This is a genomic window from Thiomonas sp. SCN 64-16, from assembly GCF_001725585.1.
GTDB lineage: Bacteria > Pseudomonadota > Gammaproteobacteria > Burkholderiales > Burkholderiaceae_C > Thiomonas > Thiomonas arsenitoxydans.
Map to the genome: position 1 here is coordinate 32,554 of NZ_MEGQ01000003.1, position 24,298 is coordinate 56,851.

General features: G+C 63.2%; 21 protein-coding genes, 1 tRNA gene and 1 pseudogene. 10 read left to right on the forward strand and 13 right to left on the reverse strand.

Annotation, left to right across the window (positions count from 1 at the left end; all coding sequences use genetic code 11):
• Positions 1–100 precede the first annotated feature (100 nt).
• The 3 genes from lysS (at position 101) to ABT24_RS01180 (ending at position 3,411) form a co-directional block, all read left to right on the forward strand.
• Complete coding sequence (lysS, locus tag ABT24_RS01170) at positions 101–1,621, forward strand: lysine--tRNA ligase (RefSeq protein WP_276729090.1); 1,521 nt, start codon at positions 101–103, stop codon at positions 1,619–1,621.
• A 5-nt stretch (positions 1,622–1,626) separates the two neighbouring features.
• Entirely contained in the window at positions 1,627–2,571 is a 945-nt protein-coding gene (locus tag ABT24_RS01175; RefSeq protein WP_276729086.1) for a carbohydrate kinase family protein, read from the forward strand.
• A 138-nt stretch (positions 2,572–2,709) separates the two neighbouring features.
• The gene (locus ABT24_RS01180) at positions 2,710–3,411 is read left to right on the forward strand and encodes a Bax inhibitor-1/YccA family protein (protein WP_013104558.1); all 702 of its coding nucleotides are present in this window, start codon (positions 2,710–2,712) and stop codon (positions 3,409–3,411) included.
• 63 nt (positions 3,412–3,474) lie between these two features.
• On the opposite strand, the gene rlmD is transcribed toward ABT24_RS01180, so the two are convergent.
• From rlmD to ABT24_RS01215, 7 genes are all read right to left on the reverse strand, one after another.
• Complete coding sequence (gene rlmD / locus ABT24_RS01185; RefSeq protein WP_276729082.1) at positions 3,475–4,923, reverse strand: 23S rRNA (uracil(1939)-C(5))-methyltransferase RlmD; 1,449 nt, start codon at positions 4,921–4,923, stop codon at positions 3,475–3,477.
• A 19-nt stretch (positions 4,924–4,942) separates the two neighbouring features.
• Positions 4,943–5,752 carry a 3'-5' exonuclease gene (locus ABT24_RS01190; RefSeq protein ID WP_013104556.1) on the reverse strand — a complete coding sequence of 270 codons (810 nt, stop codon included), beginning with the start codon at positions 5,750–5,752 and terminating at the stop codon, positions 4,943–4,945.
• Between the two features lie 58 nt (positions 5,753–5,810).
• On the reverse strand, positions 5,811–6,866 hold the full coding sequence (gene rpoS / locus ABT24_RS01195) for an RNA polymerase sigma factor RpoS (protein WP_276729076.1): 1,056 nt from the start codon (positions 6,864–6,866) through the stop codon (positions 5,811–5,813).
• Between the two features lie 8 nt (positions 6,867–6,874).
• Positions 6,875–7,840, reverse strand: coding sequence for a peptidoglycan DD-metalloendopeptidase family protein (locus ABT24_RS01200; RefSeq protein ID WP_276729074.1), 966 nt, complete (start codon positions 7,838–7,840; stop codon positions 6,875–6,877).
• 29 nt (positions 7,841–7,869) lie between these two features.
• Positions 7,870–8,484 (reverse strand): protein-L-isoaspartate(D-aspartate) O-methyltransferase, encoded by a 615-nt coding sequence (locus ABT24_RS01205; RefSeq protein WP_276729069.1) that lies wholly within the window; start codon positions 8,482–8,484, stop codon positions 7,870–7,872.
• Between the two features lie 233 nt (positions 8,485–8,717).
• Positions 8,718–9,473, reverse strand: coding sequence for a 5'/3'-nucleotidase SurE (surE, locus tag ABT24_RS01210; protein WP_276729066.1), 756 nt, complete (start codon positions 9,471–9,473; stop codon positions 8,718–8,720).
• Between the two features lie 82 nt (positions 9,474–9,555).
• Positions 9,556–9,648: transfer RNA gene (locus ABT24_RS01215), tRNA-Leu, on the reverse strand.
• Positions 9,649–10,051: 403 nt separating this feature from the next.
• Here ABT24_RS01215 and pilB point away from each other — a divergent pair.
• The 6 genes and pseudogenes from pilB (at position 10,052) to ABT24_RS01245 (ending at position 15,620) form a co-directional block, all read left to right on the forward strand.
• A pseudogene (pilB, locus tag ABT24_RS01220) lies at positions 10,052–11,757 on the forward strand (type IV-A pilus assembly ATPase PilB).
• A 14-nt stretch (positions 11,758–11,771) separates the two neighbouring features.
• On the forward strand, positions 11,772–12,992 hold the full coding sequence (locus tag ABT24_RS01225) for a type II secretion system F family protein (protein WP_276729063.1): 1,221 nt from the start codon (positions 11,772–11,774) through the stop codon (positions 12,990–12,992).
• Positions 12,992–13,861 carry a prepilin peptidase gene (locus tag ABT24_RS01230; RefSeq protein ID WP_276729060.1) on the forward strand — a complete coding sequence of 290 codons (870 nt, stop codon included), beginning with the start codon at positions 12,992–12,994 and terminating at the stop codon, positions 13,859–13,861. The genes ABT24_RS01225 and ABT24_RS01230 overlap by 1 nt, the downstream gene beginning before the upstream one ends.
• Positions 13,858–14,478, forward strand: coding sequence for a dephospho-CoA kinase (coaE, locus tag ABT24_RS01235; protein WP_276729057.1), 621 nt, complete (start codon positions 13,858–13,860; stop codon positions 14,476–14,478). The genes ABT24_RS01230 and coaE overlap by 4 nt, the downstream gene beginning before the upstream one ends.
• A 115-nt stretch (positions 14,479–14,593) precedes the next feature.
• Positions 14,594–15,346: a cell division protein ZapD gene (gene zapD / locus ABT24_RS01240; protein ID WP_013104547.1), complete on the forward strand. Its 753-nt coding sequence runs from the start codon at positions 14,594–14,596 to the stop codon at positions 15,344–15,346.
• 28 nt (positions 15,347–15,374) lie between these two features.
• Positions 15,375–15,620: a DNA gyrase inhibitor YacG gene (locus ABT24_RS01245; RefSeq protein WP_276729054.1), complete on the forward strand. Its 246-nt coding sequence runs from the start codon at positions 15,375–15,377 to the stop codon at positions 15,618–15,620.
• A gap of 36 nt (positions 15,621–15,656) precedes the next feature.
• Here the strand turns inward: ABT24_RS01245 and ABT24_RS01250 are convergent, their stop codons facing one another.
• From ABT24_RS01250 to secA, 4 genes are all read right to left on the reverse strand, one after another.
• The gene (locus tag ABT24_RS01250; RefSeq protein ID WP_276729052.1) at positions 15,657–16,070 is read right to left on the reverse strand and encodes an NUDIX domain-containing protein; all 414 of its coding nucleotides are present in this window, start codon (positions 16,068–16,070) and stop codon (positions 15,657–15,659) included.
• Positions 16,067–16,948 (reverse strand): ATP-binding protein, encoded by an 882-nt coding sequence (locus ABT24_RS01255; protein ID WP_276729178.1) that lies wholly within the window; start codon positions 16,946–16,948, stop codon positions 16,067–16,069. The genes ABT24_RS01250 and ABT24_RS01255 overlap by 4 nt, the downstream gene beginning before the upstream one ends.
• Before the next feature lie 89 nt (positions 16,949–17,037).
• Positions 17,038–18,273: a bifunctional glutamate N-acetyltransferase/amino-acid acetyltransferase ArgJ gene (gene argJ, locus ABT24_RS01260; protein WP_276729051.1), complete on the reverse strand. Its 1,236-nt coding sequence runs from the start codon at positions 18,271–18,273 to the stop codon at positions 17,038–17,040.
• Between the two features lie 67 nt (positions 18,274–18,340).
• Positions 18,341–21,130, reverse strand: a complete 2,790-nt coding sequence (secA, locus tag ABT24_RS01265; RefSeq protein WP_013104542.1) for a preprotein translocase subunit SecA — start codon at positions 21,128–21,130, stop codon at positions 18,341–18,343.
• 173 nt (positions 21,131–21,303) lie between these two features.
• Here secA and ABT24_RS01270 point away from each other — a divergent pair, with 173 nt between their 5' ends.
• Positions 21,304–21,744: a DciA family protein gene (locus ABT24_RS01270; RefSeq protein WP_276729047.1), complete on the forward strand. Its 441-nt coding sequence runs from the start codon at positions 21,304–21,306 to the stop codon at positions 21,742–21,744.
• 13 nt (positions 21,745–21,757) lie between these two features.
• Here the strand turns inward: ABT24_RS01270 and lpxC are convergent, their stop codons facing one another.
• Positions 21,758–22,684: a UDP-3-O-acyl-N-acetylglucosamine deacetylase gene (lpxC, locus tag ABT24_RS01275; protein WP_276729044.1), complete on the reverse strand. Its 927-nt coding sequence runs from the start codon at positions 22,682–22,684 to the stop codon at positions 21,758–21,760.
• A 338-nt stretch (positions 22,685–23,022) separates the two neighbouring features.
• Positions 23,023–24,210 (reverse strand): cell division protein FtsZ, encoded by a 1,188-nt coding sequence (ftsZ, locus tag ABT24_RS01280; protein WP_276729040.1) that lies wholly within the window; start codon positions 24,208–24,210, stop codon positions 23,023–23,025.
• Positions 24,211–24,298 lie beyond the last annotated feature (88 nt).

Below are 24,298 nucleotides of genomic sequence, written 5' to 3' on the forward strand. Positions count from 1 at the left end.
AAATCGGTCGGTTTGACGCGCGTACTGCGCGCAAGCCGCCCCACCACCCCGCACCGCTTGACATCGTGGACATTTCCGAGAGACCGTCCCTCCATCCCGCATGAATACTGACGCCCCCCATCCGCCCGCCTTCGACGACAGCCACCTCATCGCGGAGCGCCGCGCCAAACTCGCCGCGTTGCGCGAGGTCGGCCCGGCGTTCCCCAACGACTTCAAGCCTGCGCATCAGGCCATGAGTCTGCAGGCGCAACATGGGGGCGACGAGCCCGACGCGCTCGAAGCGGCTGGCGTGCGGGTGCGGGTGGCGGGCCGCATGATGCTCAAGCGCGTGATGGGCAAGGCCAGTTTTGCCACTTTGCAGGACGGTACGGGGCGCATTCAGATCCACGTTTCCAACGATGTCACTGGTGAAGAGGCCCATGCCGCCTTCAAACACTACGACCTGGGCGACTGGATCGGTTGCGAGGGCGTGCTGTTCAAAACGCGCACCGGCGAGCTGACCATTCGGGCCGAGCAGGTGCGCCTGCTGGTCAAGTCGCTGCGCCCCCTGCCCGACAAGTTTCACGGCCTCGAAGACGTGGAAACGCGCTACCGCCAGCGTTATGTCGATCTCATCGTCACACCGGAATCGCGCGAACGCTTCGCGCTGCGCAGCAAGGCCATCGCGGCGCTGCGCAACGAAATGCTGGCAGCGGGCTTCATGGAGGTTGAAACGCCCATGCTGCACCCCATTCCCGGAGGCGCTGCGGCCAAGCCGTTCACCACACATCACAACGCGCTCGATCAGCAGATGTATCTGCGCATCGCACCCGAGCTTTACCTCAAGCGCCTGCTGGTGGGCGGCTTCGAGCGGGTGTTCGAGATCAACCGCAACTTCCGCAACGAAGGCCTGAGCCCGCGGCACAACCCCGAGTTCACCATGATGGAGTTTTACGCCGCTTGGTGGACCTACCGCGACCAGATGGATTTCACCGAGGCGCTGATTCGCAACACCGCGCAACTCACCTGCGGTACCGCGGTGCTCACCCACCAGGGGCGGACGCTGGACTTGAGCGCGCCGTTTGCGCGGCTGACCTTGACGCAGGCCATCCAGAAGCACGCCCCCGACTACACCGACGCGCAACTGGCCGATGACGGCTTTTTGCGCGGCGAGTTGCGCCGTCTCGATGCCGATCACGCCCCGCACAAACTCAAGGGCATGGGGCTGGGCGCTTTGCAACTCGCGCTTTTTGAACAAGTCGCCGAGCATCTGCTGTGGGAGCCGACCTTCATCGTCGACTATCCCGTGGAAGTGTCGCCCCTGGCCCGCGCCGCCGATGCCGATGCAAATACGACCGAGCGCTTCGAGCTGTTCATCACCGGCCGCGAAATCGCCAACGGTTTCTCCGAGCTGAACGACCCCGAAGACCAGGCCGCCCGCTTTCAGTCGCAAGTGCAGGCCAAGGAAGCCGGCGACGACGAAGCCATGTATTTCGACGCCGATTATGTACGGGCGCTGGAATACGGCATGCCGCCCGCAGGGGGCTGCGGCATCGGCATCGACCGGCTGGTCATGCTGCTCACCGACGCGCCCAGCATTCGCGACGTCATTCTCTTCCCCGCCCTGCGCTTCGAAGGCTGAACCTCATGTCCACCCTCATCTGCGGCTCGCTTGCTTTCGACACCATCACCACCTTCGACGGCCGCTTTGCCGAGCACATCCTGCCCGACAAAGTGCATATTCTGAACATCAGCTTTCTGGTGCCCACCATGCGGCGCGAGTTCGGCGGGTGCGCGGGCAATATCGCCTACAGCCTGGCGCTGCTGGGGGGTGACCCGCTTATCCTCGGCGCCCTGGGCGCGGACGGCCAGAGCTATCTCGACCGCCTTGATGCGCTGCACATTGCCCGCACTTACGTCGGGCAACTGGACGACAGTTTTACCGCGCAGGCGCACATCATCACCGACCGCGACAACAACCAGATCACCTCCTTCCACCCCGGCGCCATGGGCCGGGCGCACGAGCTGCCCGTGCCACTGGACGCCGGGGTCGATCTGGCCATCATCGCGCCAGACGGCCGCTCGGCCATGATCGACCATGCGGCGCAGCTTGCTCGTGCCGGCATTCCGTTCGTCTTCGATCCGGGTCAGGGCATGCCGCTGTTCGACGGCGCCGATCTGCGCGATTTCATCGCCAAAGCCAGTTGGGTGGCGGTGAATGACTACGAGGCTGAACTGCTGGTGGAGCGCACTGGCTGGAGCCTCGACCACATCGCCTCCCAAGTGCGCGGGGTGATCGTCACCCGGGGCGAACACGGTTGCCGCATCTGGAGCGAGGGCGGCGTCGCCACCGACATTCCCGGTGTCCCCGCCAGCCAGGTGCTCGACCCGACCGGTTGCGGCGACGCCTTCCGCGCCGGTTTATTGTTCGGGCTGTCCAAAGGCTGGACGCTGGCTGACAGCACCCGCCTGGGCAATGTGCTCGGAGCGGAAAAAATCGCCGTGCACGGTCCGCAAAATCACCACATCACCCTGCAGGGCGCGCTCGAACGCCTGCAAACCGTCTACGGCAGCGCCCCGCAAGCGGCTTGACAGCCTGAACCCGGGCTTAACCCGCGCTCGCCAGCGCTTGCAAATTCATGCGCGCGGGATTGAAATGCAAGCCGTGGAACGTATTTAGCCTGTGTTAGTCTGACTGTCAGCGTCCACTTCCAGGAACGGAGTTTTGCCATGAATGAACAACGCGATTACACCATCTACGCCCAACCCGGCGGCGCTGCGACTGTGCGCAACAAGGTACTGCGGCAGACGTATTCGCTGCTGGCCCTCTCTCTCATTCCCACCGTGATCGGCGCGTGGGTCGGCATGGCCACGGGGCTGAATCTCGCCATGGCGCAAAGCCCCGGCATGACCATGATCGTCTTTCTGGTCGGCGCCTTCGGCCTGATGTTCGCCATTGAGCGCACCAAAAATTCCAGCGCCGGGGTGGGTCTGCTGCTGCTGTTCACTTTCTTCATGGGCGTCATGCTGTCGCAGATGCTCGGCTTCGTGCTGGGCATGAGCAACGGGCCGCAGCTCATCATGCTGGCCTTCGGCGGTACGGCGGTGATTTTCGGCGCCATGGCCACGCTGGCGAATGTGGTCAAGCGTGATTTGTCCGGCCTGTCGAAAATGCTGTTCGTCGGCGTGATCCTGCTCATCCTCGCGGGCATCGCCAATATCTGGCTGCAACTGCCTGCGCTGATGCTGACCTTCTCGGTCGTGGCCATTGTGATTTTCTCGGCCTTCATGCTGATCGACGTGCAGCGGGTGATCAACGGCGGTGAAACCAACTACATCACCGCCACGCTGGCGATCTACCTCGACATCTACAACGTGTTCGTCAACCTGCTGTCCATTCTGAGCTTTTTCAGTGGCGGCGGGCGCCGGTAAGCGCGAAACAGTCCCACGAAAAACGCCCGCAGTTGCGGTCGTTTTTTGTGGGCAACGATGGGCTCAATCGCGCTCGAACACCGCCATCGATTCCACATGGGCTGTGTGAGGAAACATATTCATCACCCCTGCGGCACGTAAGGTGTAACCCGCCTGATGCACCAGCAGGCCGGCATCACGCGCCAAGGTTGCCGGATTGCAGGACACATAAACAATGCGGCGCGGCGGTTTGAATGGCGCGACCGCGGGGACGACCGCGGGGACGACCGGGGGGGCAACCGAGGGGGCGACCGGCTTGGGCGCCGCGCTTGCCTCCCCTGCGGCCCGCGTCTCCTCCTCGCCCGGCGTTCCCAGCGGCCCGTTCACCGCCTCGGCCAGCGCCTTGCACAGTGCCAGCGCGCCATCGCGCGGCGGGTCCACCAACCACAGGTCGGCCTCGCCGTAGGCTCTGAGATCGTCTGCATCCATCTCGAACAGATTGCGGGCGGTGAACACGACTTTGTCTTGCAGATCGTTGTGCAAAGCGTTGTCCAGCGCCCGCGCCACCAGCGTGGCGCTGCCCTCCACGCCCAGCACCTGCCGCGCCTGCGTGGCGATGGGCAGGGTGAAATTGCCCAGACCGCAAAACCAGTCGATCACCCGGTCGGTACGCCGGGCGCCCAGCAGGCGCAAGGCCCGCGCCACCATCACGCGGTTGATCTGCGGATTCACCTGGGTGAAATCGGTCGGGCGGAACGGCATGACAACGCCGAACTCGGGCAAGGCATAGCTCAGGGGTTCGGCGTCGGGGTCTAGCGGCGCGACCGAATCAGGCCCTTTGGGCTGAAGCCACCACTGCACGCCGTGCTGCTGTCCAAAGTCGCGCAGGCGTTGCCGATCCGCGTCGGTCAAGGGTTCGAGGTGGCGCAACACCAGAACGGTCACCCGATCGCCCATCGCCAGCTCGATCTGCGGCGCGCGCTCAGGCCGGGACAGGCCGGCGATCAGCTCGCGCAAGGGCAGCAACAGATCGGACACTGCCCTCGGCAAAACTGCGCAACTGCGCATATCCGCAACGTAGCTGGAGCCTTTTTCGTGAAAACCGACCAACACCCCGCCCTTTTTCACCACCAGGCGAACGGTCAGCCGCGCGCGGGTGCGATAGCCCCAGTTGGGCCCGGCAATGGGCCGCAGAAGGAGTTGCGGCTTCAGGCGGCTCAAATGCCAAAAGTCATCTTCGAGAATGCGCTGCTTGAACGCCAACTGCGCAGCCGGATCGACATGCTGCATGCTGCAGCCGCCGCAAACGCCGAAATGGGGGCATCGCGGCGTCACCCGGCTGCTCGCCGTGCTGGCCCAGGCCACGGCCTCGCCAGACTCCCAGTTGCGCTTGCTGCGGTGGATGCGCGCCTGCACCCGTTCTCCGGGCAAGGCATTGGCGACGAACACCACTTTGCCGTTTTCGCTGCGCCCGACCCCGCGGGCTTCAAGATCCAGGCTGTCGATTTGCAGCCATTCCAATCGTTGTTCCATCCGGCTATTGGAACAGACCCTAGCCTTCCCGCGCGGCGGCTTGCTCCGGCCAGGCGGCAAGATATTCCTGCCAATGCGATTCCTGCGCCGCGAGGGTGCCCAGGGTGTGTCGCACCAGGTCGATTTCGTCCGCGTATTCGCTCGCGGACAAGGCCCCGCGCATGAGCTGGAAGCGGCAATACAGCAGATAGGTGTTCATGACATCGGTCTCGCAATAGCGGCGGATGTCGTCGGTCTGCCCGGCAAGCCAGGCATCAAAAACCTTGCTGCCGTCCATGCCCAGCTTGCCGGGAAAGCCGCACAGCTTGGCCAGCACGTCCATCGGCGCATTGGCGCGCGGCTGATAGAGGGCCAGCAGGTCCATCAGGTCGAGATGCCGGGTGTGGTAGCGGGAAATGTAGTTATTCCACTTCATCTCGCGGTCATCTTCGCCCATATCCCAGTATTTCGGCGCCGTCACCCCATGCACCAGACCACGGTAGTGCAACACGGGCAGGTCAAAACCGCCCCCGTTCCAGGAAACGAGCTGAGGCGCGTGTTTCTCGATGACGCGGAAAAAGCTCTGCACCACCTGCCCTTCCTGCCCACCTTGATCGACGAAGGAGTGGATCTTCAGCCCTTCGTGATTACGAAAGGTGCACGAGATGACCAGCACGCGCTGACAATGAACCGGGAGAAAATCGCTCCCGGTCTTTTCCAGACGGCGGGCCTGAGCCTGAAGCACGGCGGCCGCGTCGTCGAGCTCGGGGTCGGCCAGACCCGCAGCGCGCAGCGCGGCAGGGTCGGGGATGGTCTCAATATCAAAGGTGACGATGGGTGTGCGAATCATGGCGGGAAGCAAACATCAACAAGGCAGAACCAGCCAGAGCAAGCCAGTTTCGCCAACCTTAAAGCAGCGAACCTCGGTCGACCCCATTGCGCGCCAGTCGGCCCTTGAGCTTGAGCAAGGACTCCTGCTGGATCTGGCGCACGCGCTCACGAGTGAGGCCGAGGCGCTGCGCCAGCGACTCCAAGGTTTCCAGCTCGCGTCCGTGCAGCCCAAAACGAGCTTCAATCACTTCGCGCTCACGCTCGGCCAACTCCCCTACCCAGGAATCGACCAGGGCCTCGACTTCGCGGGTCTGCGTCTGCTCTTCCATGCTGAGCGCGTTCTGGTCGGCGAACTGATCGGCGTAACTCTCGCCGCTCTGCGTTTCGCGCAGGGCGTCCAGAGAAGTCGGCTGCTCGGCCAGGGCGAGCAAGTCCGCCACCTCTTCCGTACTGCGCCCCAGAAGCGCGGCCACGTCTTCGTCGGAGGTCTGGCCGCGATAGTCGGCCGCCTGTTCCAGATGCTTGCGCGCCCGCAGCACCTGGTTGAGTTCGCGAATGACGTGCACCGGCAGGCGGATGGTGCGCACCTGCTGCATCAGCGCGCGTTCGATGCTTTGGCGGATCCACCAGCTCGCATAGGTGGAGAAACGAAACCCGCGTTCGGGCTCGAATTTTTCGATGGCGTGAATCAGGCCGAGGTTGCCCTCTTCGATCAAGTCGCCCAGTGCCGCGCCGCGGCCGACATAGGCCTTGGCGATGCTCACAACCAGTCGCAGGTTGTGCTCCACCATCGCCTGACGCGCCTCGAAATCGCCCGCCTTGGCGCGGGTCGCCGTCTCAAATTCCTGCTCGGGCGTGAAAAGCGGTTTGGCGCGGATGTGGTTGAGATAGGCCTGCAAGGCACTGACGCCCGATTCATCGTCGATGGCCCCAATGGACGCCGGTGGACAGGGCAAACCTGTCGGCGCGGGAGCAGGCTGCGCATCCGGCGCGGCAGGGCTCTTATGCGCGATCATTTCCCAGGGTTCTGCGCCGTTTTGTGGGGCGGATCTGCCCGGCGGATCGCCTGCCGCTGGGACAGACACCCCTTGTTCAGAAGGCGAGTCGGAGACCGGTTTGGGGCGGCGCGGCATGCGAGCGGTCAGGGCTGTTTGGGCAAGAGCCCAATGGGATCGATGGACTTGCCGCGCAGTCTGATCTCGAAGTGAAGTTCAACGCGTGGGGCATCGGTCGAACCCATCTCGGCGATCTTCTGTCCGCGCTTCACGGTTTCGTTTTCTTTCACCAGCATGACGTTGTTGTGGGCGTACACGCTGATGTAATCGTCGTTGTGCTTGATGATGATCAGCTTGCCGAAGCCGCGCAATTCCGAGCCCGCATACACCACCCGACCCGCCGCCGCGGCATACACCGGGTCGCCCAGATTACCCGCAATATCGATGCCTTTGCTCGTCGTGCCATTGAAGCCCTGAATGATCTTGCCGCTGGCTGGCCATGACCAGACGATGCCGTCGTGCGTGGCTGTGGTCAGATTGCTGGCCATGACCGCAGGCCCCGAGGGCGGTGGGCTGGCGGGGGTGACAGGTGCGGGCGGCACTGCAGCGGCCGCCGAGGGTTTCACGGGATTTGGAGCGGGCGGCGGCGCCGTGACCGGGGCTGCAGGCGCCAGCGGCGTGACGGCAAAGCTCTGCGCCGTGCTCCCGGCTGGCAGCGACGGGGCAGAAGTAGCGGGCGCGGTTGCCCCGGCGACTTGCGTCCCACCTTGTGGCGGAGCAACGCGCAACACCTGACCGACCTCGATCACGTTCGGGTCGTCCAGGTTGTTCCATTGCGCCAGGGCCTGCCAGGTCGTCCCGTATTGCAGGGCGATGCGCCGCAAGGTGTCGCCGGGCTGCACGGTGTAGTACCCCGGCTGTCCCGCAAGAGAGGACGAAGCGGCGGTCGCGATGCCCGCAGGCGCCGCAGCCACCGTGGCGGGCGGCGCGTAGACCGGGGGCACTTTCTGGAAGGTCTTGGACTCGACCGGCACGGGGGCCAGCGCCACCGAGGTACAGGCGCCCAGCATGGCAGCGGCAGAAAGAGTGAGGGCGAGCAGGGCGATCCGCATGGTGGGCAATGTCAATGAACAACGTCGATTCAGGTCAAACCAGATTTTAAGGGGACGAATTTGGCGCCTTCGAGTGGCTGCACGTCGAATGTAGTCGCTGAGCGCTTGCGGTACAGCAAGAGTTGCTGTGGGTCGCCGATGGGCGCAATGAGCACCCCGCCCACTACCAACTGATCGAGCCAGACCTGCGGCAAAGTCAGCGCCGCAGCCCCCGACAAAATCGCGTCGAACGGGGCGCCCTGCGGGCACCCCAGCATACCGTCGCCCAGAATCAAACGCAGGTTCGGCACCCTCAGGGCACGCAGATTGTTGCGCGCCAGATCGTGCAGCGCGCGTATGCGCTCGACGCTATAGACGTCTGCTGCCACCCTGGCCGTCACGGCCGCGGCGTAACCACAGCCGGTGCCGATGTCGAGCACCTTGCCCAGATTGGCGCGCGGCGCCAGGGCCTTGAGCGCCGCATCCAGACCGCGGGCCACGACCGAGGGCTTGGAGATGGTTTGTTCAAATCCGATGGGCAGTGCGTTGTCGAGATAGGCTTGAGCGGCCAGCCCAGGATCGACGAAATGATGGCGTGGCACATCCTGCAAGGCCTGCAGCACCCGATCGTCAAAGTGGCCCGATTGCCGCAATTTGTCGACCATGCCGCGACGCACCGCATCCGAGTCAAGTCCGGCCTGACGCGGCAGGCAGCGCGAGGGGCCTTGCGACGCTCCGCGCGTTTGCGGTTCACATGGAACGGGCAACGCAACAGTTCGCGCGCCCCCCAACTGCCCTCTCGGCGGGGGTGGCGCTGTGGGCGTCTTGCTCAGCGCGGCATCAAGCGCTTGGCGCGCAGGCCAGTGCACAAAGCGCTGCGGCGACTTGCTGCCCGCACTCACGCACCGCCTCGCGTTTCAAAACGGGCAGCACAGGTCTGGAGCTGGGCATGGTGCGTTAAATCTAGTTGCAGCGGCGTGAGAGAGGCGAACCCTTGAGCGATGGCATCGAAGTCGGTGCCCGCCTGCTGGTCCAACGCCGCACCGGCGCCGCCGATCCAGTAAATCGTGTCGCCATAAGGGTTTTTCTGTACCACCACAGGCTGGCTCGGATGCCGCTTGCCCAGACGGGTCACGCGCACACCGCCGAGCTCATTCAAAGGGCGGTTAGGAACGTTCAGGTTGAGCAACTGCGCTTGCTGCGGCAGGTCTTCGATCAGCTTGGCCACCACCTCAACCGCCACGGCGACGGCTGTGTCCAGATGCCCCCAGCCCTTCTCGACAAGCGAGATGGCCAAGGCGGGAATTCCGAACAAATAACCCTCGGTCGCGGCGGCCACTGTGCCCGAATAAATCGTGTCGTCGCCGAGATTGGCGCCGTTGTTCACCCCGCTCACCACCAGATCCGGGCGGAAATCGAGCAAGCCCGTCAGCGCGATGTGCACACAGTCTGACGGCGTGCCGTTCACATACCGAAAACCATTGCTGGCGGTATAGACCGACAGAGGCCGATTCAGCGTGAGCGCGTTCGAGGCAGCACTCGCGTTTTGTTCGGGCGCAATGACCGTCACATCCCAGTGCGCCCGCAACCCATCAAAGAGCGCGGCAAGGCCGGGGGCCAGATACCCATCATCGTTGGCTAGAAGAATTCGCATGGCCGCATCTTATCGGGTCATTGCGACCAGAATATGCCGACCTGAAAACGACAGGGTTTCGACTCAAGTCGTCATTGCTGGTTGGTGCCCGGAGCGGGAATCGAACCCGCACGCCCCTTTTCAGGAAAGCGGCGGATTTTAAGTCCGCTGCGTCTACCAATTTCGCCATCCGGGCAAGCAGCAGCACGCGCTGCCTCGACGGCTTTGCAGGCGAAATACAGCGCCCTGCAATCCGCGCTTTGACTTGTTTTCGTAGTTTTTTTGCGCGGCGTTTGGAGGTTTCCCGGGACCTCGCGCACAAAACCGAACAGCGGTGCTTGAATTCAATTCTACTGAGTCCGCCCTGGGCATTGAGCCGGTCTGGCGCTCAGGGCCAATTCGCAGACGACCACCGTCGTTTCACATTGGCCGCTGTTTTCGTTTCCACTGCGGCCCACACCGTTCAAGATCCTCAAATTCGTGCCGTTACCCCTTTAAACTGTGGATTTTTCACGCCACCACGATGCCGCGAGCAGCGTGAAGGATTTACAAAACATCCCGACCGCACGCATTATGGGCGGCCTATTCTCTGCAGCATCATGTCCGCCACTTCGATCGCCGCATCCGCTTCGCCGCCTTCCAAGACCTTGCCAGGCTTGGCGCACGCCTTGGTGCAGGCCGAACTGCTGCCGCGGACCCTGGTCGAGCAGATCCACCAGCGTGGGCAGGAAACGCGTACAAGCTTCATTGCCACGCTGATCGGCAGTGGGTCGATGAATGCGCCCGATCTGGCGCACTGGGTCAGCAGAACATTTTCATTGCCGCTGCTGGACCTCGATGCCTACGACCCGACCCGTCTGGCGACGGGGGCCATCGACTCGAAGATCATTCAGAGCTACAAGGTTTTGCCTCTGCTCAAGCGCGGCAACCGTCTGGTGGAGACAAAATCAAGTTTCAATCGCAGGCTCAGATCGAGCTGGTCGTCGTCGAATACGACAAGCTCACGCGCATCATCGACCAGGCCGGTCAATCGGCCAGTTCGCAGATCTCCGCCCTGGTTGGCGAAGATTTCGATCTGGGCGATCTCAGCGACGGCAGCGAAGCATCCGACACCAAGGAGCAGACTGCCGAAGTCGATGACGCGCCGGTGGTCAGGTTCCTGCAAAAAATGCTGATCGACGCGATCAATATGCGCGCTTCCGACCTGCATTTCGAGCCCTTCGAGCATTTTTATCGCATCCGCTTTCGCGTGGACGGCGAGCTACGGGAAATCGCGCAACCCCCGGCCTCGATCAAAGAAAAGCTCGCTTCGCGCATCAAGGTCATTTCCAAGCTGGACATCGCCGAGCGCCGCGTGCCGCAGGACGGGCGCATGAAGCTGCGCATCAGCCCGGAAAAATCGATCGATTTTCGGGTAAGCACCCTGCCCACGCTGTACGGCGAAAAAATTGTGATGCGGATTCTGGACTCTTCCTCGGCCAAGCTGGGCATCGACGCGCTGGGCTACGAGCCGGAGGAACGGGAAAAGCTGCTTCGCGCGATCCATCGCCCCTACGGCATGATTCTGGTGACAGGCCCGACCGGCAGCGGCAAAACCGTGTCGCTCTATTCCTGCCTGAACATCCTGAATCAGCCGGGAGTGAATATTTCGACTGCCGAAGATCCGGCTGAAATCAATTTGCCCGGCATCAACCAGGTCAACGTCAACGAAAAGGCCGGGCTGAACTTCGCCAATGCGCTGCGCGCCTTCCTGCGCCAGGATCCCGACATCATCATGGTGGGCGAGATCCGCGATCTGGAAACCGCCGACATTTCGATCAAGGCCGCGCAAACCGGCCACTTGGTGCTCTCCACGGTGCACACCAATGACGCCCCCACCACGCTGACCCGCCTGATGAATATGGGTGTTCCCGCGTTCAACATTGCGTCCAGCGTCATTCTCATCACCGCGCAGCGACTGGCGCGCAAGCTTTGCACCCAGTGCAAGACCCCGGTCGACCTGCCCGCACAAACGCTGCTGGAGGCCGGATTTCGCGAAGAAGACCTGGACGGTAGCTGGAAGCCCTACAAGGCGGGAAAGTGCAACGCTTGCGGCGGCACCGGCTACAAGGGGCGTGTCGGCATCTATCAGGTCATGCCGATCACTGAAGAAATACAACGCATCATCCTTAATCACGGCACAGCCATGGACATCGCCCAGCAAGCACGCAAGGAAGGCGTGCGTTCTCTGCGGGAGTCCGGGCTGATCAAGGTGAAACAGGGGGTCACATCCCTGGAAGAAATCATCGCCGTGTCCAACGAGTAAACGGGGGAAGCACCATGGCTACAGCGGCAGCGCGAACGGCGAAGGAAGCGCTATTCGAGTGGGAAGGGAAAGACCGACAAGGCAAGCTGCAGCGCGGTGAGTTGCGCGCGGGCAGCGAGGCCATCGTCTCCGCGTCGCTGCGGCGCCAGGGCATCCTGGTCACCAAGGTGAAGAAGCGTCGCCTGACCAGCGGCAAGGCGATCAAGGCCAAGGACATTTCCACCTTCACCCGCCAGATGTCCACCATGATCAAGGCAGGGGTTCCCCTGCTGCAATCGTTCGACATCGTGGGTCGCGGCCATCCCAACCCCAACATGGCCCGGCTGATCATGGACATCCGCGGCGATGTGGAAACCGGCACCAGTTTGTCCAACGCCTTTCGCAAACATCCCAAATACTTCGACGCGCTGTATTGCAACCTGGTCGAAGCAGGCGAGACGGCCGGTATGCTCGAATTGGTGCTCGACCGCCTGGCCACCTATCAGGAAAAGTCGCTGGCCATCCGCAGCAAGATCAAGAGCGCGCTCACCTACCCGATTGCGGTGATGGTCGTGGCCTTCGTGGTGGTGTCCATCATCATGCTGTTCGTCGTACCGGTGTTCACCGAGGTGTTCTCGCAGTTCGGCGCGAGCCTGCCCGCCCCCACGCTGATGGTGGTGGCCATGTCCAACTTTTTCGTGCACTACTGGTACATCCTTTTCGGCACGATTTTTCTGGGCGGCTACTTCTTTCTGCAGTCGTGGAAAAAGTCCATCAAAATGCAGGAGACCATGGATCGGCTGCTGCTGCGCGTGCCGGTCTTCGGCAAACTGGTGCGTCTGGGCGCATTGGCCCGCTGGACCCGCACCCTGGCCACGATGTTCGGCGCCGGAGTGCCGCTGGTCGAAGCGCTCGATGCCGTCGGGGGCGCGGCCGGCAATATCGTTTATCTGCGCGCCACGGAAAAAATCCAGCAAGATGTTTCCACCGGCACCAGCCTGACGACGTCGATGCAGACGCAGGGGGTGTTTCCGCCGCTGGTCATTCAGCTCACCTCCATCGGTGAGGAGTCGGGCTCGCTCGATTCGATGCTGAGCAAGGCGGCCGACATCTATGAGGCCGAGGTGGACGAGCTAGTGAAAAACCTCTCGGCCCTGCTGGAGCCGATCATCATCGTGTTCCTTGGCGTGATCATCGGTGGGCTGGTGGTGGCGATGTACCTGCCGATTTTCAACCTCGGCAAGGTGGTCGGTTGATGCCCGATTTCGGCGCGCTGCCGCTGACGTTCTGGATCGTGGCCGCCGGGCTGTTCGGCCTGGCGGTGGGCAGCTTTCTGAACGTGGTCATCTACCGTCTGCCGGTGATGATGGAGCGACAGTGGCAGGCCGACGCCCACGCCACACTTCATCCGGACGCTCAAACCCAGGCTGCCGAGCGCTTCGATCTCATTGCACCGCGTTCGCGCTGTCCGTCCTGCGGTCATCAGATCCTGTGGTGGGAGAACATTCCGGTGCTCAGCTATCTGTTCCTCCGCGGGCGTTGCTCGAGTTGCCACGCGACGATTTCGCCGCGTTATCCGCTGGTCGAACTCATCACGGCACTGCTGACTGCGGCGGTGGTCGTGCGCTGGGGTGCGAGCGGGGACAGCCTGGCCTACATCGTCCTGCTCTGGGCGCTGATCACCCTGGCCTTGATCGATTTCGACACCACGCTGCTGCCCGACAGCATCACCCTGCCCCTGTTGTGGCTCGGGTTGCTGTGGCACGCCTGGCTGCACCCGGAGCAGCTTTCCAGCGCGGTGTGGGGTGCGGCTGTCGGCTACCTCGCGCTCTGGACGGTCTACCAAGGTTTCAAGCTGTTGACCGGCAAGGAGGGCATGGGCTTTGGCGACTTCAAGCTGCTGGCTGCACTCGGCGCCTGGTTTGGCGTTGCCGCGCTGCTGCCCATCATTTTGCTGTCCAGCATTTGCGGCGCGGTGATCGGCATCGCCTTGCAGTTGCTCAAACTGACGGAGCGCGGCCGCCCGATTCCTTTCGGGCCCTTTCTCGCCGCCGCCGGCATTTTGTTGCTGCTGATCGGGCCGAACACCCTGGTGGCCCTGCTGCTTCCTGCCTCCGGGGCATGAACCGGGCGCCCCGCCTGCGCATTGGCCTAACGGGCGGCATCGGCTCGGGGAAATCGGCAGCGGCCGATCGACTTGCCGCCCTCGGGGCCGCCATAGTCGACGCTGACGTGCTGGCCCACCAGCTCACCGCCGCCGGGGGCGCGGCCATGCCAGCGCTTATCGAGGCCTTCGGCGAACAAATCTGCGATGCCAGCGGCGCGCTCGACCGCGCCGCCATGCGCCAACGGGTGTTTGGCGACCCACAAGCTCGCGCGCGGCTCGAATCCATCCTGCACCCTCGCATCGGCGCGGCCATGCGCGAGGCCGCCTTTCAACGGAAAGGCGCTTATGTCGTTTTCGTCGTGCCCCTGCTGGTTGAAAATCTGGCGCGCTGGCGGCCGCAGACCGACCGCCTTTGCGTGGTCGATTGCCCCGTCGAGATGCAGGTCGCGCGGGTGCAAGCGCGCTCGGGGCTGGATGTTGCCACCATCAACGCCATTCTTGCGGCACAGGCCACGCGGGCGCAGCGTCTGGCGGTGGCTGACGATGTGATCGACAACAGCGGCGATCTGCAGAGCCTGAGCGATCAGGTCGACTTGCTGCATGCGCAGTATTTGCAACTTGTGCACAAAAATTGAGTTCGGTCGCGGCTTGCAGGACAATGCGGTCAGCCGCCGCAACACCCGCTGACGACAAAACCAATATCTCTCGCACAGGGTCTTGAGCCCTTGCGGCACCCCACTGGATCGGTCCGTGATTCTGTACGAATACCCCTTGCACGAACGCGTGCGCACCCTGCTCAGGCTGGAACACCTGTTCCGCCGAGCCGATGTGTTGCAGCAAAGCGCCCTGCCGGAGCATCACCATTTCGCGCTGGTCACCCTGTTCGAGATCATGGATGTCGCAAGCCGCCAGGATCTCAAGTCTGAAATCCTCAAAGAACTCGAACGCCATCGGCAGACCTTCATCGGCTATCGCGGCAACCCGGCGGTGGCCGAGTCCGCGCTCGATGCCGTGCTCGGCGAACTCGATCAGGCCTACCAGGCGCTCGGTCAGCAGCACGGCCGCGTGGGCCAGAGCCTGCAGGACAACGAATGGCTCATGGCGATCCGCAGCCGGGCGGGCATTCCCGGCGGCACCTGTGAATTCGACCTGCCCGCCTATTACGCCTGGCAGCATTTGCCGCAACAGCAGCGCCAGAGCAATCTGGCGCAATGGCTGCAGTCCTTTGCACCGCTGGCCAGCAGCATCGAACTCCTGTTGCGTCTGCTGCGCGACTCCGGCAGTACGCGCAAGATCCAGGCCGTCAATGGCGCCTACCAGCAGCAACTCTCCGGCAAGACGTATCAACTGCTGCGACTGCGCATCGACGGCGCTCTGGGCCTGATCCCGGAAATCACCGGCCACCGGCTGATGGTGTCGGTGCGCTTCATGCAACCTGACGCCGATTGGCGCATCACGCCCAGCACGGATGAAGTGCCTTTCGACATGACTCTTTGTCCTTGATCGTCCTTGATTGGCCTTGAAACTTGCCATGGACTCAGATTCTTCTCCTACCTCGCGTCCCAAGGTGCGGTGCCCGCAATGCGGCACACCCACCGTTTACAGCCTGAGCAATCCCTGGCGACCGTTTTGCAGCGAGCGCTGCAAGTCGATTGATTTCGGCGCCTGGGCCAGCGAGAGCTATCGCGTGCCGACCAAACCCGACGCCGCTGATATAGACGCGCTCGAACAAGAACTCGAACGCAGCAATCTTCAGAACCGGGGCCAGCCCCACTGAGACTTCACTGAGCGCGCACCGAGCCGTGCGCAGCGTTCAGCCCCGCTCCTGCGCCAGCCACTCCAACACCGGCAACGCGCCGGGCAGCACCGGGCTGAGCGTGACCGGCAGTGTTTGCCACGATAGTTGCTGGCCCTCGCGGCCCTGCGGTTCGCCGTCCCACGCGGTGATGCGACAGAACTGCAGATCGACCAGGGCATGGGGATAGTCCACGCGCAGGCTGCGCCAGAACTGGGCCTGCCGCACCCGCACCCCCAGTTCTTCTTCAAACTCCCGGGCCAGCGCGTCCTGCAACGATTCGCCGACTTCCAGCTTGCCCCCTGGAAACTCCCAGTAACCCGCATAGGGCTTGCCCTCGGGGCGCGAAGCCATGAGAAAGGCGCCGTCTGCGCGCACCATCAGCCCGACCGCCACCGCAACCGGCGTGTGCTGTGCCGGGGACGGATTCACTTCCCGCCGCGCCCCGCCCAGTCGCGGGCGAACTGCCAGGCCACGCGGCCAGACCTCGAGCCGCGCTCCAACGCCCAGACCAGCGACTCCTGCAAGGCCTTGTCCATCTGCTTGTCGGCCACGCCGAAGGCGCGCAACCAATGCTCGGCGATGCGCAGATAGTCGTCTTGACTGTAGGGATAGAAACTAACCCAGAGCCCGAAGCGCTCGGACAGGGAAATTTTTTCTTCCACCACTTCGCCGGGGTGGATCTCGCCATTCTCGAGATGCTTGTAACTCAGGTTCTCCTGCAGATACTCGGGCATGAGATGCCGTCGGTTGGAGGTGGCGTAGATCAGCACGTTGTCGGCAGTCGCGCTGACCGAGCCGTCGAGCACCGACTTGAGCGCCTTGTAGCCCGGCTCGCCTTCCTCGAACGACAGATCGTCGCTGAACACGATGAAACGCTCGGGACGATCCGCGAGCAGGTCGGTGAGTTCGGGCAGATCGACCAGATCGGCCTTGTCCACCTCGATGAGACGCAGCCCTTGGCGCGCGAATTTGTTCAGACTGGCCTTGACCAGGGACGATTTGCCGGTGCCGCGCGAGCCGGTGATGAGCACATTGTTGGCCGGCTTGCCCTGCACGAACTGGCGGGTATTGCGCTCGACCTTGCGGCGTTGATCTTCGATGCCGATCAGATCGTCGTAAGTGATGGGCGAGAGCTTATGCACGGGCACCAACTGCTTGCGCCCGCCCTTGCTGATCCAGCGAAAGGCGACCGACGCCGCCCAATCGGGCCCGGATAACGGTGTGGGCAGCAGCGTTTCCAGCCGATCGAGCAGGCCATGGGCTCGTTGAAACAGCGCGGCAAGCTGGCCGCTCAGATCAATGGACATTGGCGCATCGGCACGAGAGGCATCCACTTCAACGCGGGCTTGGGTGCGGGCCGTCTTGCGGCGGGTTCCGGTTTGGGTCGGCATGGGTTTCAGGAGCGGTAATCGGCATTGATGGACACATAGTCGTGCGACAGATCGCAGGTCCACACCGTCGCCGCCGCCGCGCCGCGGCCCAAGGCGATGCGCACGGTGATCTCGGCCTGTTTCATCACGCGTTGGCCCTCTTCCTCGCGGTAAGCGGGGTGGCGGCCGCCGCGCGTGGCGACATGCACGTCGTCGAGATAGAGATCGACGCCCTCCACGTCGAGATCGGTCACCCCGGCGTAGCCCACTGCCGCCAGAATGCGGCCCAGATTCGGGTCGCTGGCGAAGAACGCGGTTTTCACCAAAGGCGAATGCGCCACGGCATAAGCCACCAAGCGCGCCTCGTCGCGGCTGCGTGCGCCTTCGACCCGCACGCTGATGAACTTGGTGGCGCCTTCGCCGTCGCGCACGATGGCCTGGGCGAGTTGCTGCGCTAGCGCGGTGAGCGCGGCCTGCAAGGCCTGCGCCTGCGGGCTGTCCGCGTGGGTGATTTTCGCCAGATCTGTCTTGCCCGTGGCGACGACGACGAGGGAATCGTTGGTCGAGGTATCGCCATCGATGGTGATGCTGTTGAACGACTCGTCCGCCGCGGCGCGGGTGAGCTGCTGCAGCACTTCGGGCGCGACTGCGCAATCCGTGGCGATGAAGCCGAGCATGGTCGCCATATTCGGGCGGATCATGCCCGCGCCTTTGCTGATGCCGGTGAGCGTCACGGTGACGCCGTCAATCACCACCTGCGTGCTCGCCGCCTTGGGCAAGGTGTCGGTGGTCATGATCGCGGCAGCGGCATCGAGCCAACCTTCGCTGCGCGCTGCGGCCATCGCGGCGGGCAGACCGCCAAGCAGGCGCTGCATGGGCAGCGGCTCCAGAATCACGCCGGTGGAAAACGGCAGCACCTGCTCGGGCTGCACACCAAGCAGGCCCGCCAGTTCCACGCAGGTCTGCCGCGCATCGGCCAGACCCTGAGCGCCGGTTCCGGCATTGGCGCAGCCGGTGTTGATGACAAGGGCGCGCACGTCCTGCCCGCCCGTGCTTTGCAGATGCTCGCGGCACACCTGCACCGGCGCGGCGCAAAACCGGTTCTGGGTGAACACTCCCGCCACGCTGGCGCCGGGTGCGATCTGGATGACGGTGACATCCTTGCGCCCCGGCTTGCGGATCTGCGCCTCGGCGACACCCAGCAAAACGCCCTCAACGGCGTGCAGGCGACTTGGATCAGGGACTTGAAGATTCACCGCCATGACAGACTCTCCACAACGTGATGCCATTCAGGAAGGGCTGTAGGCCCGACGGGCCCTGCAGCCAAGTTCAACTCAGCTTGCCGTGGCAATGCTTGTATTTCTTGCCGCTGCCGCAAGGGCAGGGGTCGTTGCGACCGACCTTGGGGTAAGGATTTTCCGACAGCGATGCAGCGGCGGCGCCGCCTGCGACGGCCATGCCGGCCAGCGCCGCCTCGGTGCTGTCGAGCACGGAAATGCCGGATGTCGCATCGGCATGCTGGAAGTTGATGTGGATGCGCTGCGCCTGCTGCTCCATGTTCTCGGCGGCTTGTTCGGCCTGCTCCGGGCTTTGCACCTGCACGGTCATCAGCACGCGGGTGACTTCGGACTTCACCGAATCGAGCATCATGCCAAACAGCTCGAACGCCTCGCGCTTGTATTCCTGCTTGGGCTGCTTTTGCGCATAGCCGCGCAGGTGGATGCCCTGGCGCAAATGATCGAGCGACGACAGATGCTCGCGCCATTGCTGGTCGAGGGTCTGCAACAGCACCACGCGCTCGAACTGGGCGAAGTTGTCGCGTCCGACCAGATCGACCTTGGTGGAGTAAGCGGTGTCGGCGGCTTCGAGCACGCGCTCGAGCACGTCCTCATCGGTCATGTTCTCGTCAGACTCCAGCCACTCTTTGAGCGGCAGCTCGATCTGCCATTCATCGCGCAGCACTTTTTCGAGGCCGGGAATATCCCACTGCTCTTCCATGCTCTGCTCGGGCACATAGGCGCGCACCAGATCGGAGAAGGCGCCCTGGCGCAGTGAGGTGATCTGCTCGCTGACCTCGGTGGAGTCGAGCAGTTCATTGCGCTGCTGATAGATGATCTTGCGCTGCTCGTTGGACACGTCGTCGTATTCGAGCAGTTGCTTGCGAATGTCGAAGTTGCGCGCCTCGACCTTGCGCTGCGCGCTCTCGATCGAGCGCGTCACCATGCCGGCTTCGATGGCTTCGCCCTCGGGCATTTTCAGCCGTTCCATGATGGCCTTGACGCGGTCGCCGGCAAAAATGCGCATCAGCGCGTCATCGAGCGAGAGGTAAAAGCGGGTGGAGCCGGGGTCGCCTTGCCGCCCGGAACGACCGCGTAGCTGGTTGTCGATCCGGCGGCTTTCATGCCGCTCGGTGCCGATGATGTGCAGACCGCCTGCGGCAATCACCTGGTCGTGCAGCGATTGCCATTCGCTCTTGAGGGTGTGCACCTTGGCGGCTTTTTCCTCGTCCGACAGATTGGGGTCGGCCTCGATGATCTCGCACTGTTTTTCCACATTGCCGCCGAGCACGATGTCGGTGCCCCGACCGGCCATATTGGTGGCGATGGTGATCATGCCCGGGCGTCCGGCCTGCGCCACGATCTCGGCTTCGCGCGCGTGCTGCTTGGCGTTGAGCACCTGATGCGGCAGCTTTTTCTGCTGCAGCAGCATCGAGAGTTTTTCGCTGCTCTCGATGGAGGTGGTGCCCACCAACACCGGCTGGCCGCGCTCGTGGCAGTCGCGGATGTCTTCGACCACGGCCAGATCGCGCTCGTGCGCGGTTTTGTACACCTTGTCCTGCGCATCCTTGCGGCGGATGGGCTTGTTGGTCGGGATGACCACGGTCTCGAGCTTGTAGATTTCCTGAAACTCGAAGGCTTCGGTATCGGCGGTGCCTGTCATGCCGCCGAGCTTGGCGTACATGCGGAAATAATTCTGGAAGGTGATCGAGGCCAGCGTCTGGTTCTCGCTCTGGATGTCCACGCCTTCCTTGGCTTCCACCGCCTGATGCAGCCCGTCGGACCAGCGGCGGCCCGCCATGATGCGGCCGGTGAACTCATCGACGATGATGACCTCGCCGTTCTGCACCACATAATGCTGGTCGCGGTGGTAGAGGTGATTGGCGCGCAGCGCCGCATACACATGGTGCATTAGCGCGATGTTGGCCGCGTCGTACAGCGTGGTGCCCGGGGGAATCAGCCCCATTTCGGTGAGGATGGCCTCGGTCTTTTCGTGGCCCGACTCGGTGAGGAACACCTGATGCGCTTTCTCATCGACGGTGAAATCGCCGGGTTTCTCCACACCTTTGCCGGTGATCGGGTCTTCCTCGCCGATCTGACGCTCCAGCCGCGGGACGATGACGTTGATCTTCTTGTAAAGATCGGTGTTGTCGTCAGCCTGACCAGAAATGATCAGCGGCGTGCGCGCCTCGTCGATCAGAATGGAGTCGACCTCGTCGATTAGCGCATAGTTCAGCCCGCGCTGCACCCGCTCGGCCGGCTCGTACACCATGTTGTCGCGCAGGTAATCGAAACCGTACTCGTTGTTGGTGCCGTAGGTCACATCGGCAGCGTAGGCCGCCTGCTTCTCTGGCTTGGTCATATTGGGCAGGTTGATGCCCACGCTCAAACCGAGGAAGGTGTAGAGGCGGCTCATCCACTCGGCATCGCGCCGGGCCAGATAGTCGTTCACCGTGACCACATGCACGCCCTTGCCTGAAAGCGCATTGAGATAAACCGGCAGCGTGCCCACCAGGGTCTTGCCCTCGCCGGTACGCATTTCGGCGATCTTGCCGTTGTGAAGCGCCATGCCGCCGATCATCTGCACATCGAAGTGCCGCATTTTCAACGCCCGCTTGCCTCCTTCGCGCACCACGGCAAAGGCCTCTGGCAGCAGATCGTCGAGACTGCGGCCATTTGCGACTTGCTGGCGAAACTCGGCGGTCTTGGCCTTGAGTTCATCGTCGCTGAGTCTTTCGAATTGCGGTTCCAGGGCGTTGATGCGCTCGACCACGCGCCGGTACTGGCGCAGCAAACGTTCGTTGCGGCTACCGAACAGACTGGTGAGGAATTTGACTGGCATGGGAAGGCGGACTCCAGGCCCGCAGTCTTTGAGTTTGGTTTTGAGGGAAGACCGAAGCGGCTGACACCCGCCTAGTTTTCCGAGAACATTTCATTGTATGCGTGCGTTTTTACCGTCCGCACCCTGGCACAATGGGGGTGGACTCCAGGATTTCCAGTCTGTTCCATCTTCCCATGCCCACCCAACGTCCATCCGCCACCGTGTCGCCTGCGCCTTTTATCCAAAAAGGCGCCGCATCGCTATCGGCCTGGGCGCGCGTTTCTCCGCCCATAGCCGCGCTGCGCGATGCGGCCACGCTTTCGCACCAGATGTGGCAATCCGCCCGTCCCTTGCTACCCCCGGCTTTGCTGGACGGCGTGCAGGCGGGGCGCTGGCAGGACGGGGTGTGGAGCCTGACCGCCAGTTCGAGCTCGGTGGCTGCCAAGCTCAGTCAGTTCAAGCCGACCCTGCTGCGGCACTTGCAAGACCGCGGCTTTGCCCTGCGCGACATGCGCATCCGGGTACAGCCACGGGCAGAGCGTGGGCCGCAAACGGCCCCGGCAGCGACCCAGCCGCCCTCATGCCCGGATGCGGTCAAGGCAAGATTGCGTCAACTGCTGGAGCAGGCCGACTAGGGCCTTCGAACGGTCAAAAAGCGAAGGTGGGAACGGCGCGAAAAGCCGCAGGGGCGCGGGCGGCGTCTTCGAAGCTGACGATCTCGTAGCTGGATTCATCGGCAAAGAGTTCGCGCAGCAGCAGGTTGTTGACCATGTGGCCGCTGCGAAAGGCGCTGTACGCCCCGATCAGCGCCTTGCCCGCCACATACAGATCGCCGATGGCGTCGAGCGTCTTGTGTTTGACGAACTCATCGTCGAAGCGCAGGCCCTCTTGGTTGAGCACGCGGTATTCGTCCATGACGATGGCGTTTTCCATGCTGCCGCCCAGCGCCAGCCCATTGCTGCGCAGGGTTTCGACATCGCGCATGAAGCCGAAGGTGCGAGCGCGGGCGATGTCTTTCACGTACGAGTCGCGCCCCAGCTCGAACACCGTGGACTGCGCGGTCTGATTGACGGCAGGGTGGTCGAAATCGATGTCGAAACTCAGCTTGAAGCCGTCGTAGGGCTCCAGTCGCGCCCATTTCTGGTCGCTGCCTTGCCCGAGCCGAAATTCAACGGGCTTGCGTACGCGTATGAATCTTTTCGGTGCGTTTTGCAGCGCGATGCCTGCCGATTGCAGCAAATAGACGAACGAAGACGCTGAGCCGTCGAGTATGGGGATTTCTTCCGCCGTGACGTCAATATACAGATTGTCGATCCCCAGACCGGAGCAGGCCGACAGCAAATGCTCAACGGTGTGGATCTTCACGTCGTCGCGCCCCAGGGTGGTCGCCATGCGCGTATCCACCACGGCAAACGGACTCAGCGGAATTTCGACCGGCTCGCTCAGATCGGTACGAGTGAACACGATGCCCGTATCGGGCGGGGCGGGGCGCAGGGTCAGTTCCACCCGCTCACTGCTGTGCAGACCCACGCCGACAGCGCGGTTGACGGATTGAATGGTGCGTTGCGCCAACATGTCAATAACTTATGGGATTTCTAAATTTGATTGCCAGATGCTATGCATTCTAGGTGCCAAGCCTGAATTCTGCTGAAGACCCTGAAGGAGCACCGAGGCGCTTTCGGCCAGCGTTGCTGGCACGCGTAGTTGACCCGCTTAGTTGACCCGCGTTGCCGCGCCCTGACAGGGAGGTGATCTGTCAGAGCGCAGCAACGCCTTTGCTCCTGCGCGGCGGCGACAAACCCATGCGGAGTCGGGTCACTCCGTCGGGGGGACGGGCCAGCTCTGCGGTACGGCCCATGCCGCCACAGTGCATCGCCGCGTCCCGTCACCGGGCGCGTTTTTCGCGGAAAGGTTCAGTCCGCCTGCTTGCGCAGGAAAGCCGGAATTTCCATTTCCTCCATACCGCTTTGCATCAGCGCGTTCACATGCGCCGACGGTGCGCCGCGGCCGCTGCGCCAGATCGCCGGGCTTTGATAGGGGTCCGCGCCGGCCTGGCCGCCATAGCCCTGCGTGCGCAGCGGCATGTTGTCGGTGCCGGTGCGGATGATGGTGAGTTCCGGCGCGGCCTTTTCAGCCTTGCCGCACAAGCCGGTAGCCAGCACAGTGACGCGCAGCGAATCGCCCATGGTCGGGTCGTTGACCGTGCCGAAAATGATGTTGGCTTCCGGCGAGGCATAGGCGCGGATGGCGTTCATCGCCTCGCGCGTTTCGCCCAGGCGCAGCGAGTCGTCTGCGGTGATGTTCACCAGCACGCCCTTGGCGCCCGAGAGATCGACGCCGTCGAGCAGCGGGCAGACCACAGCCTGCTCGGCCGCCAGACGGGCGCGGTCGGGGCCGCTGGCCACCGCAGTGCCCATCATCGCCTTGCCCGGCTCGCCCATCACGCTCTTCACGTCCTCGAAGTCGGCGTTGATCAGGCCCGGCACATTGATGATCTCGGCAATGCCGCCGGTGGCGTTCTTCAGCACGTCGTTGGCCTTGGCGAAGGCCTCTTTCTGGCTGATGTCGTCGCCGTAAACCTCCAGCAGCTTTTCATTGAGCACGACGATGAGCGAATCGACATTGGCCTCCAGCTCGGCCAGGCCTTGCTCGGCGTTGGCCATGCGCTTGGAGCCCTCGAAGTCGAACGGGCGCGTCACCACGGCCACGGTGAGGATGCCCATTTCGCGGGCGATCTTGGCGATCACCGGCGCGGCGCCGGTGCCGGTGCCGCCGCCCATGCCGGCCGTGATGAACAGCATGTGCGCGCCTTCGAGCGCATCACGAATCTGGCCACGCGCCTGATCCGCCGCCTCGCGCCCGACCACCGGCTTGCCGCCAGCGCCCAGACCCGTCTTGCCCAGTTGCAGGAACTGGTGCGCACCCGAGGTCTTGAGCGCCTGGGCATCGGTGTTGGCGCAGATGAACTCCACGCCACGCACGCCCGAGGCGATCATGTGTTCGACCGCGTTGCCGCCGCCGCCGCCAACACCGATCACCTTGATGTTGGTTCCCTGGTTGAACGCGCTGTGGGCGTCGTTCTCGATCATTTCAAAAGCCATGTCACACCTCCGTTGAAAACCGGCTGACGCACCCTACGCCCGCCGAACACACTCTGCGGGGCGGCACCCGGACCCTCCGGGCACCGCC

Bases quoted from the DNA above. Each gene is read 5' to 3' on its own strand.
- lpxC (WP_276729044.1), bottom strand. From the start codon at position 22,684: ATGTTGGCGCAACGCACCATTCAATCCGTCAACCGCGCTGTCGGCGTG.
- ftsZ (WP_276729040.1), bottom strand. From the start codon at position 24,210: ATGGCTTTTGAAATGATCGAGAACGACGCCCACAGCGCGTTCAACCAG.
- rpoS (WP_276729076.1), bottom strand. From the start codon at position 6,866: ATGCCGCGCCGCCCCAAACCGGTCTCCGACTCGCCTTCTGAACAAGGG.
- ABT24_RS01230 (WP_276729060.1), top strand. From the start codon at position 12,992: ATGCCCGATTTCGGCGCGCTGCCGCTGACGTTCTGGATCGTGGCCGCC.
- secA (WP_013104542.1), bottom strand. From the start codon at position 21,130: ATGCCAGTCAAATTCCTCACCAGTCTGTTCGGTAGCCGCAACGAACGT.
- ABT24_RS01205 (WP_276729069.1), bottom strand. From the start codon at position 8,484: ATGGTCGACAAATTGCGGCAATCGGGCCACTTTGACGATCGGGTGCTG.
- surE (WP_276729066.1), bottom strand. From the start codon at position 9,473: ATGCGAATTCTTCTAGCCAACGATGATGGGTATCTGGCCCCCGGCCTT.
- lysS (WP_276729090.1), top strand. From the start codon at position 101: ATGAATACTGACGCCCCCCATCCGCCCGCCTTCGACGACAGCCACCTC.
- ABT24_RS01255 (WP_276729178.1), bottom strand. From the start codon at position 16,948: ATGTCCATTGATCTGAGCGGCCAGCTTGCCGCGCTGTTTCAACGAGCC.
- ABT24_RS01270 (WP_276729047.1), top strand. From the start codon at position 21,304: ATGCCCACCCAACGTCCATCCGCCACCGTGTCGCCTGCGCCTTTTATC.
- ABT24_RS01175 (WP_276729086.1), top strand. From the start codon at position 1,627: ATGTCCACCCTCATCTGCGGCTCGCTTGCTTTCGACACCATCACCACC.
- rlmD (WP_276729082.1), bottom strand. From the start codon at position 4,923: ATGGAACAACGATTGGAATGGCTGCAAATCGACAGCCTGGATCTTGAA.
- ABT24_RS01180 (WP_013104558.1), top strand. From the start codon at position 2,710: ATGAATGAACAACGCGATTACACCATCTACGCCCAACCCGGCGGCGCT.
- ABT24_RS01200 (WP_276729074.1), bottom strand. From the start codon at position 7,840: ATGCGGATCGCCCTGCTCGCCCTCACTCTTTCTGCCGCTGCCATGCTG.
- argJ (WP_276729051.1), bottom strand. From the start codon at position 18,273: ATGGCGGTGAATCTTCAAGTCCCTGATCCAAGTCGCCTGCACGCCGTT.
- ABT24_RS01190 (WP_013104556.1), bottom strand. From the start codon at position 5,752: ATGATTCGCACACCCATCGTCACCTTTGATATTGAGACCATCCCCGAC.
- ABT24_RS01225 (WP_276729063.1), top strand. From the start codon at position 11,772: ATGGCTACAGCGGCAGCGCGAACGGCGAAGGAAGCGCTATTCGAGTGG.
- ABT24_RS01245 (WP_276729054.1), top strand. From the start codon at position 15,375: ATGGACTCAGATTCTTCTCCTACCTCGCGTCCCAAGGTGCGGTGCCCG.
- coaE (WP_276729057.1), top strand. From the start codon at position 13,858: ATGAACCGGGCGCCCCGCCTGCGCATTGGCCTAACGGGCGGCATCGGC.